The following is a 13,982-nucleotide window of genomic DNA, read 5'->3' as shown; positions in this document are numbered from 1 at the left end:
CTCAAACCCTTGTGGGGTCCTCCCCTTTCCCCGGGGGGGGGGGGTTTCCCCCCCCCCCGCCACCATCCGCAGCCCTTCCCGCGCATACTCTTCGATTTTGCCTTCCCAGTAAGGCTGGTCGAGCGGCTCCAGGCCATGGTCGGTTTGCTGATGCTGGCACAGGCGGAACAGGACATCGGGCGCGCCGGTAATCAAAATCATCTCTTCATCGCCGATGCGGTACAGCGTCGACATATATTTATACTGTGAATCGAAGGGGATTTTGCTGCGCAGCTCAGTGTTGAGCGCCGGGAGCGGGACTTTCGCCGCCAGCACTTTCAACGCCCCTTCGGTCGGGCCGCCGGTAATTTTCCACAGCCCGCTTTCATCTTTAATAAGCTGACTGTCATTACACAGATCGATAGTGCGCAGATAACGTTCCAGCAGCGTGCCCGACGCAACGGTTACCGGCGCAGGCTCATCGATCGGGTGAATATTCCCTATCGGCTCGTAGCTGTCACCCTCCACCCGATAGATTCTATCGGCGGTTATCACGGCTTTCACCGTCATCTCGTTCATGGTTAGCGTGCCGGTTTTATCCGAGCAGATCACCGTCATGGCCCCGAGGGTTTCCACCGTAGGCAGCTTGCGGATAATCGCCTTCTGACGGGCCATGGTCTGCACGCCGAGCGAGAGAATAATGGAGATAATTGCCGGTAAACCTTCCGGTACCGACGCCACCGCGAGGCTAATCAACGACAGCATCAGCTCAGAAACCGGCATATCGCGGAACAGCAGGCTAAAGACAAACAGCGCGGCCATCATCACCAGGATGATGATAAAAATGGCTTTACCGAGCTTATCCATCTGCACCAGCAGCGGCGTTCGGTGTTTTTCGATATCCGACATCATCTGGTTGATATGACCCAGCTCGGTATCGCCGCCGGTGGCCACCACCAGACCTTTTCCGCCGCCCGAACTCACCGTGGTGCCGGAAAACAGCAGATTGGTACGATCGCCAAGCGGCAGCTCGCCGCTAAGCGCCTCGGTGCTTTTCTCCACCACCGTCGATTCGCCGGTCAGAATCGCCTCTTCCACCCGCAGGTTATGCGCTTCGATAACCCGAAGGTCAGCAGGGATGCGATCGCCGGCGCGGATCACGACGATATCGCCGGGTACCAGAGCGGTTGTCGGGATCGTTTCATGGTTGCCCTGACGAACGACCACCGCTTCGCTGGAAAGCATGTTGCGAATGCTCTGAAGCGATTTTTCCGCGTTGCTCTCCTGAATATGGCCGATCAGGGCGTTAATCACCGCCACGCCCAGGATCACCAGGGTATCCACCCAGTGCCCCATGACCGCCGTCAGCAGCGCCGCCGCCAGCAGCACATAGATCAGCACATCGTTAAAATGCGCCAGAAAGCGCAGCCATGCCGGCTTTCCTGCTTTTTGCGGTAGAGCATTCTCGCCGTACTGCTGCAAGCGCGCTGCCGCTTCAGCACCGCTGATGCCGTCCGGGGTACTGTTGGTGCTGGTCAGGGTTTCTTCGACGGAGAGCTGATAGAACGGGCCGCCCGGTTTTTCTGTATTCATAGTTATCTCCTCACTCCTGTATCGGAAATCAGGACAGCCTCAGGCCGTCCTTAGCGCACCACAAAAACCGGAACATGGGCATAGCGAACGATCCCTGCCGCCTCCGACCCCAGCAGATGCGTCTGAATATTCGGGTTACGCGAGCCGATTATCACCACATCCGCCTTCAGCTCATCGGCCAGTTTGGTCACTTCATCGCGAATGTTGCCGCTGCGAATGTGAATCTGCATATCGTTTTCCGCCAGCGTGAGTTTTTTAACCAGTTCAACCAGCTTTTCCTTAGAAGTATTCATCAGATAATCTTCCATTTTCCGTGCATCGGAAATAAAGCCGCGCGTCAGCACTGGAGAAAAAGCGGGAATCACGTGAAGAAGATGAATCTTTCCGGAGGAGCTTTGTGCTAGGAATTGGGCGTGGGACAAGGCCTTGTCCGCCAGACCGATTTCAAACACATCAACCGGCACGAGGATATTTTTATACATAGAGACAATCCTTTTATTACCTATAAAAAAGGTGGTGAAAACAGCCCAGGCACTGGCGCTGGTACTGAGGAGGAAATCTCAAGAACAAAATTTGCTGGACGTGTAGGTATAATTAAACGTAGCACACCACGGTTAACATGATTAACCCGCCAATTAATATATTGAAAAATATCACAGAGTCAGGCACAGCCAGACAATTCAACTGCCAACCCGGTAAAATCGTCGCCATCACCGTAATTTTTGCTCTTTTTAACATTTCTGTTTTACTGCGACTATCCTCATTATCAGTGGCTTGTTCACTTTCTGCCGCCCCACAATAATTATTATGATAAGAATTTACTTAGCTAAGCATTAGAGCTAAAGGAGGAACAATGTTCGGTTACAGTCTGTTTCGCCTGAGCCTGTTTATTGCCCTGGCAATAATCGCCTGTACGGCTACCGGGTTAATTACTTATTGGGTTGTTTCGGCCCTCGCTGAATAAACACAGCGATTGTGAATAATATGTAAAAGATAGCCTTTTACTTCGAGGGGAATACAGTGAACCGTTATTTTTCTCTCATCCCGCTTGTTATTTTAATAACAACGGCTTGCGATCGGAAAGCGCCAGAAATTACGCCGTTACCGCGGATGGTTAAGGTCGCTGAGGTGGTGGCCATCGGCGAGTCACAGCAGCGCGTATTCCCCGCCCGCATTGAGTCCGGAGACTCTACTGACCTCTCTTTCAAACGCGGCGGCCAGATCGAATCTCTTGATGTGCGCCAGGGAGCTAATGTGACTCAGGGGCAGACACTTGCCCGACTTAACGCCCGGGAAGCGCAGCAGCGGGTGAATGAGCGGCAAACCGCCGCCACCCTCGCCCAGCGGCAATTCGATCGATTCCAGACCCTGGCCGGTCGTCAGGCGATTTCAAAAGCGGAAATGGATATCCAGCGAGCCAACCGCGACTCCGCTAATGCCGCGCTAAAAATAGCCCGGGAAGAGCTGTCGCAAACGACGCTAACCGCACCGTTCAGCGGCGTAGCCGCCAACGTTCCGGTACGTAACCATCAGGTGGTCGCCGCCGGACAGCCGATTGTCACCCTGACGCGAACCGATCTGCTCGACGTGGTGTTTAGCGTTCCGGAAAACCTCTTTACTGCGCTGGATATTCGCAACGCGCAGTATCGTCCGGTGGTTAAAATTAACGCCATGCCGGATCGCCAGTTTACCGCCGAATACAAAGAACATACCGGCAGCAGCGACAGCAGCACGCTCACCTGGCAAATCATACTGACCATGCCGCGACCTGCCGACTTTCCCTCGGTCGGCGGCGTGAGCGGAACGGTGACGGTTAATCTGGCGAACCTGCCCGCCAGCGCCGGCAAAAATGCGGTCGTGGTGCCTGTCGAAGCGGTGTTTAATCCGGATAATCGCCCGCGCAACGAACCCCACGTGTGGGTGGTTCAGGGCAGCGGCGATCGGCTCCATCTGGAAGAACGCAAAGTTGGCGTGGGTCAGATCACCTCACAGGGCGTGGTGATTACCGAAGGGCTCAGCGTCGGCGAACGCGTGGTGGCGGCGGGCGTCAGCGAATTACATGCGCAACAACCGGTTCGAATCTGGACGCGTGAACGAGGTTTGTAATGGATATCTCCCGCCAGTTTATTAACAATCCAATCCGCGTCTGGCTGACTATTTTACTGCTGGGCATCGGCGGGATCTTCGCTCTGCTGAACATCGGCCGGCTGGAAGATCCGGCGTTTACCATCAAAACCGCGGTGGTGGTTACCCATTATCCCGGCGCTTCAGCGCAGCAGGTGGAAGAAGAAGTCACCCTGCCGCTGGAGAACGCGCTGCAGCAGCTGCCCTATCTCGATAACGTCAGCTCCATTTCCTCTAACGGCCTGTCGCAAATTACCGTCAACATCGCCTCGCACTACCACTCCAGCGAGCTGCCGCAAATCTGGGATGAACTGCGCCGCCGGGTTGGCGACGCCGCTCGCCAGTTCCCGCCCGGTGTCGCTTCTCCGTTCGTGAATGACGATTTTGGCGATGTCTTTGGCTTCTTCTTCGCCCTCTCCGGCGAGAGCTTTACCAACCCTGAGCTGGTTCGCTATGCCGAGCAGCTGCGCCGTGAACTGGTGCTGGTGCCCGGGGTCGGTAAAGTCGCCATCGGCGGGGCGATCCCCCAGCAAATCAACATTGATATCTCATTGGCGAAAATGGCCGCCCGCGGGATTACGCTCAACCAGCTGGCGGCGATCCTCAGCCGGTTGAACGTCGTCTCTAACGCCGGAGAAATTAAATCCGGCAGCGAATCGATCCGCCTGCATCCCACGGGCGAGTTTGCCAACCTCGACGAGCTGGGCGATCTGTTAATCAGCCCGCACGGTTCGGGAACGGCGACGCGGCTGCGCGATATTGCCACGCTCTCGCGCGGGCTGAGCGAAACGCCCTCCAGCATTTACCACGCCAACGGTCGCCAGGCGGTCACCATGGGGGTGTCGTTTATCCCCGGAGTTAACGTGATTGATGTTGGCCGTGCGCTGCAAAACAAACTGGCGCAGATGTCGGCGGAAAAACCGGCCGGGATCAACATTGACCTGTTCTACGATCAGGCGGCGGAAGTCGCCCATTCGGTCAACGGTTTTATCACCAACTTTCTGATGGCGCTGGCGATTGTCGTTGGCGTACTACTGATCTTTATGGGCGTACGCAGCGGTATTATTATCGCCCTGTCGCTGGCGCTCAACGTACTCGGCACGCTGCTGATTATGTATCTGTGGGGGATCGAGCTGCAGCGTATTTCGCTGGGGGCATTGATTATCGCCCTGAGCATGCTGGTCGATAACGCTATCGTTATCGTCGAAGGCGTGCTGATCGCCCGCCAGCAGGGATCGACGCTACTTACGGCAATTAATTATGTGATTCGCCGTTCTGCCCTGCCGCTGCTGGGGGCCACGGTGATTGCGATTCTTGCCTTTGCGCCGATTGGGCTATCGCAGGACTCGACCGGGGAATATTGTAAATCGCTGTTCCAGGTACTGCTGATTTCGCTCATGCTGAGCTGGTTCTCGGCGCTGACCATTACCCCGGTGCTCATTAAGTGGTGGCTGTTTAAGCCTCAATCTCAGCCGGTGGCGCAGGCCGATGCTAACCCGTACGGCGGACGCTTTTACCGCCTGTATCAGCTGACTCTGCAGGCCCTTCTGCTGCGCAAAACCGTCACCCTGACCGTCATGGCGGCGCTGCTGGCCGCCGCTATCTGGGGGTTTGGTGCGGTGCGACAAAACTTTTTCCCCTCTTCAAACACGCCCATTTTCTTTGTCGATCTCTGGCTTCCCTACGGTACCGATATTGCGACCACTGAAAAGATGACCAGCGATATTGAGACTGCCATTAACGGCCAGCCCGGAGTCGTCACCACCGTGGCTACCGTCGGCCAGGGCAGTATGCGGTTTATCCTGACCTACAGCGGGCAACGGCAGTACAGCAACTATGCGCAGATCATGGTGCGAATGGACGACCAGCGCAGCATTGCCGCCCTGACGCAGCATGTAGATCGCTATATTGCGCGTAACTATCCGCAGGTGAACGCCAGCACAAAACGCGTGATGTTCGGCCCTTCCGGCGACAGCGCCATCGAGGTGCGGATCAAAGGTCCCGACCCAGACAGACTGCGCCTGATCGCCAGCCAGGTTGGCGATATCCTCTCCGCAGACCCGGCCACCGATGGTGTTCGCAACGACTGGCAAAACCGCAGTAAAGTTATCCGTCCCCAGTACTCCACCGCCCTTGGGCGCGAACTGGGCGTCGATAAACAGGATATCGATAACGCGCTGGAGATGAACTTCTCCGGCAGCCGCGCGGGACTGTACCGTGAGGGTGCCGACCTGCTGCCGGTGATAGTCCGCCCTCCCGCCGCCGAGCGCCAGGATGCGAATCACTTAAATAACGTGCTGGTCTGGAGCCAAAGCCGCCAGCAGTATATTCCACTCAGTAACGTGGTCAGCGGCTTTCACCTTGAATGGGAAGATCCGCTGATCCTGCGCCGCGACCGCAGCCGCGTGCTGACGGTGCAGACCGATCCCGACCCGCTCAGCAACCAGACCTCCGGGGATATCCTCTCCCGCGTGAAACCGCAGATCGATGCGCTGGTGCTGCCGCACGGCTACAGCATCGAGTGGGGCGGTGATGCGGAAAACTCCAGCGAGGCGCAGCAGGGACTGTTCACAACCCTGCCGCTGGGTTACCTGGTGATGTTTATCATCACCGTACTAATGTTCAGTTCGCTGAAAAATGCGATTGCCATCTGGTTGACCGTACCGCTGGCGCTGATTGGCGTAACGCCGGGCTTTTTAATCACCGGCATCCCCTTTGGTTTTATGGCGCTGATAGGTCTGCTCAGCCTGAGTGGAATGCTGATCCGTAACGGCATCGTGCTGGTTGAGGAGATTGAACAGCAGAAGCAGGAAAAAGAGCAGCAGGAGGCGATTATTTATGCCGCCACGTCGCGTTTGCGCCCTATCCTGCTGACGGCGTTTACCACCGTGCTTGGCCTGGCGCCTTTACTACTGGACGTTTTCTTCCAGAGCATGGCGGTTGTTATCATGTTTGGTCTGGGTTTTGCTACTATTCTGACGCTGCTGGTTCTGCCGGTAATTTACGCCTGTTTCCACAATAAGGACATGAAGCGACAACCATGAATAGTACCGGGTTAAATATTATCAAAACGCTGGGATGCATGACGGCGGTGACCTTCTTCACCATCTACAACACCTGGGATAGCTATGATTACGACTATCACTGGATCCTCGGGTTTTTGACGTTTATTTCGACTATCGCCACGCCGCTGTTTTTTGTGGTGGCTGGTTATCTCGACTCGCAGTCCCGCCACGATTCGCAGTGGCAAATGGGCAAAATCAAAAGCGTGGTTATCGTCTTTCTGTTCTGGATGACGGTGTACTATCTGTGGGAGCCTTATCAGCGCGGCTATCTTATCCAGCCGTGGTTTGTCTTTGCGTTTATCGTGATTTACACCTTTCACCCGGTCATCGAGTGGCTCAGCCAGCGGCGTAAACTGTTTTTTGCTGCAGTTTTCTCGCTGCTGCTGCTCTCGTATGGGTACGATCTTTTGTCCGCGCTGTACCCTGATATCCATGCGCTGAGCCTGGCGCCGCAGTATCGGCTATGGACATGGCTGCTGTTTTATCTGACCGGTCAGCTGTTCAGCGATCCGCTCGTCGCCGGCTGGCTCAGGCGCGAAAAAGTGGTTAAAGGGGCGATGATCGCCATCCCGTTTATTTATCTTTTCACCTGGTTTTACGAGCGCCATTTCTTTTTCGCCCTGTTTAAGGCCGACAGAAATGCCTTCATTCTTACCGGTTCACAAATTTATATTCTGGTCGTCGCGCTGGTGATTGCGGCCAACGGCGTTCGGTTTCGTAAAAACAGCGAGTTTAAAGAGGCCGTTCTCGCCACCATCAGCAAAACGATGACCGGCGTCTATATTCTCCACTACTCCATTTTTCACCTGCTCACCGCCTTTATCCCAATTAACTCACTGGGCACCAAATTAATGCTGATTGTTCTCACGTTTATCACTTCGGTACTGATTTCAATGCTGGCGCTGTCAAATTCGGTGGTGAAAAAAGTGATTACCATTTGACGTTCGCCGATTCAGGCCATGACCGCCAGCGCATTTAAAAACCGTAGCGCAGCCAGGCAAACAGCACGTTGCCGTTATTATAGGTGCCGGGAATATAGGTGAACTGCACGCTCAGACGGCGATAGCTGGCGGAAAAAAGCGGCAAAATAATCGGCAGGGGTACGTAGTTGGCAAAGTCATCGCGGGCGGTGATCCCGGCGGTAACGCCAAGTCCCAGACGAAAATCGCGGCGACTATCAAGATACCACCCCTTCTCCCAGCCGTAGCCGATTATCGGCTGCCACTCGTTATGCGAATCCTTGAACATCATGGCGTAGAGAGAACTCCAGTTGCCCTCTGCGTTATATCTGGAAACGCCAAAACCCCCGCCCCACGGCATTTCATTATAATTATCCGTTTTCTCTTTATCGTACATAAAGCGGTTATGCCAGCTGAGAAACGGAAGATACAGATCGTAGTTTTGCGGCTCATTCCAGGTCTGCGAGACATCGTCTTTTAACCAGCTCCACCAGCCGCTGATGCGCTGCTCGCCATATATCTTCGTTTCAGCCTGTACCGAAAAGGCGAAAATAAACACAATTCCCCACGCTACCCGTAGACAACGTTGCATAGTTTTATCCTTAAAGAAAACCGCCCGGTGTTAATTCAGTTTGAGAACAAAAAACAGGCTTTGCAAATATCGGCCAAGAAATTTTGTGCGCTGGCTGGCGATAATGGCAAGTCCAGTTGCGGCCCCATTTCAGGACAGAGAGAGCCGCTGCGGTGATTTCATTTCCTTGCTGGTGGGATTATGATGACGCTAATTATCCTTTCTGTCCGCAGTGATTGAGAAATAGATGGATTTCATCAGCATTATTATGTCGGCGGGAAAAACCTCCGTCGATGTGGCCCTTTATACGCTGCTGCCAATCATGGTTGTCATGCTCATCGTAATGAAATATCTGGAAGTACGCGGGGTGCTGGATGTCATCGTGCGCTGGCTCGCGCCGCTGCTTAAGCCGTTCGGCTTAACCGGAATGAGCGCATTTGCGTTGATTCAGATGAATTTTGTCAGCTTTGCCGCCCCGCTGGCGACCCTCGCCATTATGGATAAACGCGGCGCCTCGGACCGGCAAATGGCCGCTACGCTGGCAATGCTGTTTGCCATGGGGCAAGGCAACGTATTCTATCCATTAACGCCCTTTGGCCTGCACTGGCTGGCCTCTATCGTTATCTCCATTGTCGGCGGACTGTGCGCCGCCGCGGTGACCTGGCATATCACCGGCCGCAGGCTATCGATGGTTGAAAACGCGCGGGCCGAAGCGCTGCCCGAGGCGGAACAGAACAGCCAGGGGATTATCGCCGTGATTAACAGCGCCGGCTCTGACGCGATTCGCCTGGCGCTCGGCGCGGTGCCCATGCTGATCCTGTCGCTGGCTATCGTCGGGTTTATGCAGGCGGCGGGCCTGATTGAGATGCTCCAGCGTCTGCTCCTGCCGCTGCTGCTGTGGCTGAACATCCCGGTTAACTTCGTGCTCCCGGCGCTGGTCAAATGCGTGGCTGGTGGGACGGCCTATTTCGGCGTGATCTCTGAACTCGTGCAGCAGGGAAAAGTGACCATCAGCCAGATCAACGCCTCGGCAGGTCTGTTAGTACAGACGTTTGACCTCCCGGGTATCGGTATCTTTCTGGGCGTCAGCTCGCGCTTCGTGCGCCTGTTCCGCTTCGCCGCCGCCGGCGCTATCGCCGGGATCGCCATCCGCACCGTGATGCACCTGACGCTATTCTGATGCCACCGGCTCCGGACGGAGGCAGGCAGCGACATCAGCCTGCTCGCTGCAGGCAATATGATGGTCAATTCTCACCATCATCCAGGGGAAAAACGGGTTGGAGGTCACGCGCATCAGCGTATCCAGCCCGACGCTCAGCGTCGAGGTTTCCCCACGCAAAGAGATCGTGCCGATGCTGATCCCGTAGCGATTTTTCTCCGCCGGTTCCCGGCCATAGAGCGAATCGGTCAGCGGGAACGGCACCGCCACGTGCGACAGCGAATACATATCCTGCGGCCAGGCAAGATGCAGCGGCGTCACGGTTTCGCTTCGCGTTCCGGCAAGCGTGGTGCGGGCCACCGTCTCGTAGGTGTCAGGGGCAGCGTTAGTAATCACCGTGGTGGCATAGGGCCGCGGCGCCGGCGGCAATAACGTATTCACCGCCGAATAGAGCGAGGGACGGAATAGCGCGCGTAGATTCGCCGCCTGGTTAATATCGAAAATCACCAGCTCGCTTCCGTTATCCGGCAGATAGCGATACAGCGACTCTACCACCGCCCGGGTGCTCACCGTGGAGTCCATCACCGACTGAAACGTTAACACCGGCGCCAGTTCGGAAAGCCGATGATTTTGCGCCTCCTGCACGATTTGCTGCTGCAGCGCCTGCGACAACAGCCATGACTGCCTTGCGGCCTTAACCGGGAACGAATTGTATTTATAGGGATTGAATTCCGGGACGATATTCAGCCATGCCGCGCGGGCAAAAGCCGGAAATACCGAGGGTAAACCGGCCAGTCCGGCAAAACGCGCAAAGGCGGTGACGCCAATCATCGGCGACAGCAGGATTATCTGCTGCGGCCGGCGCAGCGCTTTATCCTCCAGACTATCGAGAGCGTATTTTAGCGCCAGCGCCCCGCCGTTGGAGTAGCCAACCACGTGCAGCGGCACGTTATCCCCGGCCAGGCGCGTCGCTTCGCGCACCGCAAGACGGGTTGTCGCTATCCACGCCTCGCGGTCCACGGCGGTGAGCGCGCCCGGAGCCGTACCGTGCCCGGGCAGCCGCGGGGCGACGGCGACAAATCCCTGCTGCTGATAGCGCTGCGCCAGATAATGCACGCTATAGGGAGAGTCCGTCAGGCCGTGCAGCAGCACCACCGCGCCGCGCGGTTTGCCCTGCGGCAGCAAAATAAAGGAGCGATTCCAGTCCGGATGAAACTTATCCGGATAGACCAGGCTTTGTGCGTAAAAACGGTTAATCGCCGTTTTTTCATCGTCGCTCAGCGCATCGGTAATGTGGCTTTTCATATCGCGGAAAATCGTCGCTTCCCGCGTCTGGTAGTCAGCAAAAGTGGCGTGGTCAATCTCGCTGGCGGTCATTTCATTCGCCGTCCAGGTGTGCCAGCGGTGCAGCGCCGGGCCGCGCTGCGATTCGTAAATGCGGCCAATAAAAAAGACCACCACCACCACCAGTAGACCAATGATGGCTTTTTTCGCCATCGAGACCATTCTTAAGCCCGACTTATTCAGCAGCCGGGTAAAACGCATCATTGCCATATTTCTGTCCGAATTATCTCTTTATCCACCGGGTGGGATTATTACCCAGAGCGCAGCAGATCCTGCGATTCTCTTTTTAAACATAGACTAAACCAACTGCCTGTTCTTATTGTCAGATGAGATGCAAACAGGAATTATCGCCGGGAGTAACCGGTCAGGAATTAACAAATGGAATGGTGGATTAAAAAACTACGCGAGGCCACAACATCTACACATACCTGGGCGGTTCTGCAAAGCGGCCAGTTAACGATTGTGGCGGAACTGACTCCCTGCGCCCGGCGTCTACAGGAAGGCGATAAGCTGACGCCGTTGGCGGACGCGCTTTACTGCATTAATAACGATAAAACCCTCACCGTAAAGGTGCTCAACGCCACCCATTTTAGCGCCGATCGCTGGGCCGCTATCGTCAATGCCTCCACCGGTTAATGGATAGTATCCAGCTTCAACGGGTTCTAATCTCAGTACTTTCTTAGCTAAGCGGGGTAAATTGTCCGACGCCTGTTTCAGTCTGTGACATACTAAGCACAACGTCAGCAGAGCAGAAATAAGGAGTAGGTCATGAACCAGAAAGCCGCCAGGCTGACCCCAGAAGAAGCGCTCACGCAGCTCGAAGCGCTCTATGCAAAATCGGTCAATGCGCTGCGTAAAGCTATCGGCGAATATATTCACCATAATACGCTTCCCGATAATAGCGCCCGTGCGGAAGGACTGTTCGTTTACCCGGAGCTGTCGGTATCGTGGGACGGCTCGGAGCATAAAGCCTTAAAAACCCGGGCCTGGGGCCGTTTTACCCATACCGGCTGCTATACCACCACCATTACCAACCCTAAACTGTTTCGCGCCTATTTGCTGGAACAGCTCACCATGCTGTATCAGGATTACGATGCCTGCATTACCGTCGGGCTATCGCAGCATGAGATCCCCTATCCGTACGTGATTGATGGCTCCGAGCTCACGCTCGACCGTTCAATGAGCGCCGGCTTAACGCGTTTTTTTCCCACCACCGAGCTGTCGCAAATTGGCGATGAGACTGCCGATGGCCTGTTCCATTCCACGGAATACTATCCCCTGTCGCACTTCGACGCCCGCCGCGTCGATTTCTCGCTGGCGCGCCTGCGTCATTACACCGGCACGCCGGTTGAGCATTTCCAGCCGTATATGCTATTTACCAACTATACCCGCTACGTCGATGAGTTCGTGCGCTGGGGCTGTAGCCAAATTCTCGCTCCCGATAGCCCCTATATCGCCCTCTCCTGCGCGGGCGGGATCTGGATAACGGCGGACACAGAGGCCCCGGAAGAGGCAATTTCCGATCTGGCGTGGAAAAAGCATCAGATGCCGGCCTGGCACCTGATCACCAAAGAGGGTCAGGGGATCACGCTGATTAACATTGGCGTAGGCCCGGCTAACGCTAAAAACATCTGCGACCATCTGGCGGTGCTGCGCCCGGACGTCTGGCTGATGATTGGCCACTGCGGCGGCCTGCGCGAAAGCCAGACGATTGGCGACTACGTGCTGGCTCACGCCTATCTGCGCGATGACCATGTGCTGGATGCGGTGCTACCGCCGGATATCCCTATTCCGAGCATCGCCGAAGTTCAGCGCGCGCTTTACGACGCCACCAAGCAGGTTAGCGGAATGCCCGGCGAAGAGGTTAAGCAGCGGCTGCGTACCGGAACGGTGGTTACCACCGACGATCGTAACTGGGAACTGCGCTACTCGGCCTCGGCGCTGCGCTTTAACCTCAGCCGCGCGGTGGCTATCGATATGGAAAGCGCGACCATTGCCGCGCAGGGTTATCGCTTCCGCGTTCCCTACGGTACCCTGCTGTGCGTCTCCGATAAGCCGCTGCACGGTGAGATCAAGCTGCCGGGACAGGCTAACCGCTTCTATGAAGGGGCGATTTCCGAACATTTGCAGATTGGTATTCGGGCGATTGACCTACTACGCGCCGAAGGCGACCATATGCATTCGCGCAAGCTGAGAACCTTCAACGAACCGCCGTTCCGTTAAGCGCATAGATAACACGAGCAGAATAAACTCAGTCCGGATGGCGTGACATATTTACGCGGCCACCCGCCGGACTGAGCGTTAGAGAAAGAGAGTCATTCGGACCAGGGGATAATCACCATTACCCTTTCGCTATAAATTAAAACATTTATTTCTTTAGTGCTAACCATTTCTCTGACCGTAGCCACACTGCTTGTCTCAAAATATTATTGTGCTAATTTCCGCAATTAAAAACTGCCACGCCGATTATAAAAGTAAATATTCCATTAACATATCTATATCAATTGCCGCATGGTCATATAACGCACAATAGCAGACTGGGTAACACTTGAATTACGTCTCATAACCCCTTAAATTAATTAAAAAATTTATGTGTAACAAAACTGCCATACAGAACAGGCAGCGCTCAAGAGAGATCAAAATAATCAAAGAGTTATCTATGGCCGCTACTCTGCTATCGAATCATCATTTAATAGCGTCAGGTTACTTACAACAAATATCTTGTTACTCAACCACAACAGATAAAATTGCACATGTCGCCAATATGCAATCATGGATAAGCTTATCGGTCGCCATCAGCAATGTACTATTTTCGTAAAAGTATGGAAGACAGTTTTATGAAATTAACCATAGGGAATATCCGCCTGTTTATTTTAATAGCAACTATATTTTTCTGGACGGTCGCGATCGGGCTCGTTTCCCTTGTGGTATCCTGGTTTTAAAACCGTGTTCGAAGGCAAGGCCCCGGCGTTGCCACAATCGTGACTATGCAAGAGAAAGCAAAAAGCCCGCTTAAGTTTCCTTAAGCGGGCTTCTTAAATTTGGCTCCTCTGACTGGACTCGAACCAGTGACATACGGATTAACAGTCCGCCGTTCTACCGACTGAACTACAGAGGAATCGTTTGAACGAGGCGCATATTATCGATGACGCCCGATCTTGTCAAAGGCTGTTTGCACATTTCAAACC

General features: G+C 54.8%; 10 protein-coding genes and 1 tRNA gene. 6 read left to right on the top strand and 5 right to left on the bottom strand.

Going from position 1 to position 13,982, the window contains the following annotated elements:
* Both IAE27_RS24340 and IAE27_RS24335 read right to left on the bottom strand, forming a co-directional pair.
* Positions 1-1,572: HAD-IC family P-type ATPase (locus tag IAE27_RS24340; RefSeq protein ID WP_200092912.1), on the bottom strand; the 1,572-nt coding region annotated here is incomplete at its 3' end.
* A gap of 50 nt (positions 1,573-1,622) precedes the next feature.
* Positions 1,623-2,054, bottom strand: coding sequence for a universal stress protein (locus IAE27_RS24335; protein WP_004103525.1), 432 nt, complete (start codon positions 2,052-2,054; stop codon positions 1,623-1,625).
* 538 nt (positions 2,055-2,592) lie between these two features.
* On the opposite strand from IAE27_RS24335, the gene IAE27_RS24330 reads away from it, so the two are divergent.
* From IAE27_RS24330 to IAE27_RS24320, 3 genes are read left to right on the top strand one after another with little or no spacing between them, the layout of a single operon-like run.
* Positions 2,593-3,678, top strand: a complete 1,086-nt coding sequence (locus IAE27_RS24330) for an efflux RND transporter periplasmic adaptor subunit (protein WP_004103530.1) — start codon at positions 2,593-2,595, stop codon at positions 3,676-3,678.
* Positions 3,678-6,740, top strand: coding sequence for an efflux RND transporter permease subunit (locus IAE27_RS24325; protein WP_200092911.1), 3,063 nt, complete (start codon positions 3,678-3,680; stop codon positions 6,738-6,740). Before IAE27_RS24330 ends, IAE27_RS24325 begins: the two co-directional genes overlap by 1 nt.
* Positions 6,741-6,778: 38 nt before the next feature.
* Positions 6,779-7,702, top strand: a complete 924-nt coding sequence (locus IAE27_RS24320; RefSeq protein ID WP_162556706.1) for an acyltransferase — start codon at positions 6,779-6,781, stop codon at positions 7,700-7,702.
* A gap of 34 nt (positions 7,703-7,736) precedes the next feature.
* Here IAE27_RS24320 and pagP read toward each other — a convergent pair whose 3' ends face one another.
* Positions 7,737-8,312, bottom strand: a complete 576-nt coding sequence (pagP, locus tag IAE27_RS24315) for a lipid IV(A) palmitoyltransferase PagP (RefSeq protein WP_064398717.1) — start codon at positions 8,310-8,312, stop codon at positions 7,737-7,739.
* A gap of 226 nt (positions 8,313-8,538) precedes the next feature.
* Here pagP and IAE27_RS24310 point away from each other — a divergent pair, with 226 nt between their 5' ends.
* Positions 8,539-9,471 (top strand): nucleoside recognition domain-containing protein, encoded by a 933-nt coding sequence (locus IAE27_RS24310; protein ID WP_004103538.1) that lies wholly within the window; start codon positions 8,539-8,541, stop codon positions 9,469-9,471.
* On the opposite strand, the gene IAE27_RS24305 is transcribed toward IAE27_RS24310, so the two are convergent.
* Positions 9,463-10,998 (bottom strand): alpha/beta hydrolase, encoded by a 1,536-nt coding sequence (locus tag IAE27_RS24305; protein ID WP_162556124.1) that lies wholly within the window; start codon positions 10,996-10,998, stop codon positions 9,463-9,465. The two genes, IAE27_RS24310 and IAE27_RS24305, sit on opposite strands and share 9 nt — an antisense overlap.
* A gap of 174 nt (positions 10,999-11,172) precedes the next feature.
* Between IAE27_RS24305 and IAE27_RS24300 the strand changes: the two genes are divergently transcribed.
* Positions 11,173-11,430 (top strand): histidine kinase, encoded by a 258-nt coding sequence (locus IAE27_RS24300; RefSeq protein WP_004113872.1) that lies wholly within the window; start codon positions 11,173-11,175, stop codon positions 11,428-11,430.
* Between the two features lie 132 nt (positions 11,431-11,562).
* Positions 11,563-13,017: an AMP nucleosidase gene (locus tag IAE27_RS24295; protein ID WP_200092909.1), complete on the top strand. Its 1,455-nt coding sequence runs from the start codon at positions 11,563-11,565 to the stop codon at positions 13,015-13,017.
* Positions 13,018-13,836: 819 nt separating this feature from the next.
* On the opposite strand, the gene IAE27_RS24290 is transcribed toward IAE27_RS24295, so the two are convergent.
* Positions 13,837-13,912 (bottom strand) — tRNA-Asn (locus IAE27_RS24290).
* Positions 13,913-13,982 lie beyond the last annotated feature (70 nt).

This window comes from Klebsiella sp. S69, from assembly GCF_016516145.1.
Classification (GTDB): Bacteria; Pseudomonadota; Gammaproteobacteria; order Enterobacterales; family Enterobacteriaceae; genus Klebsiella; species Klebsiella oxytoca.
The sequence above is the reverse complement of the archived record's forward strand: the minus strand, read 5'-3'. Positions and strand labels throughout refer to the sequence as shown.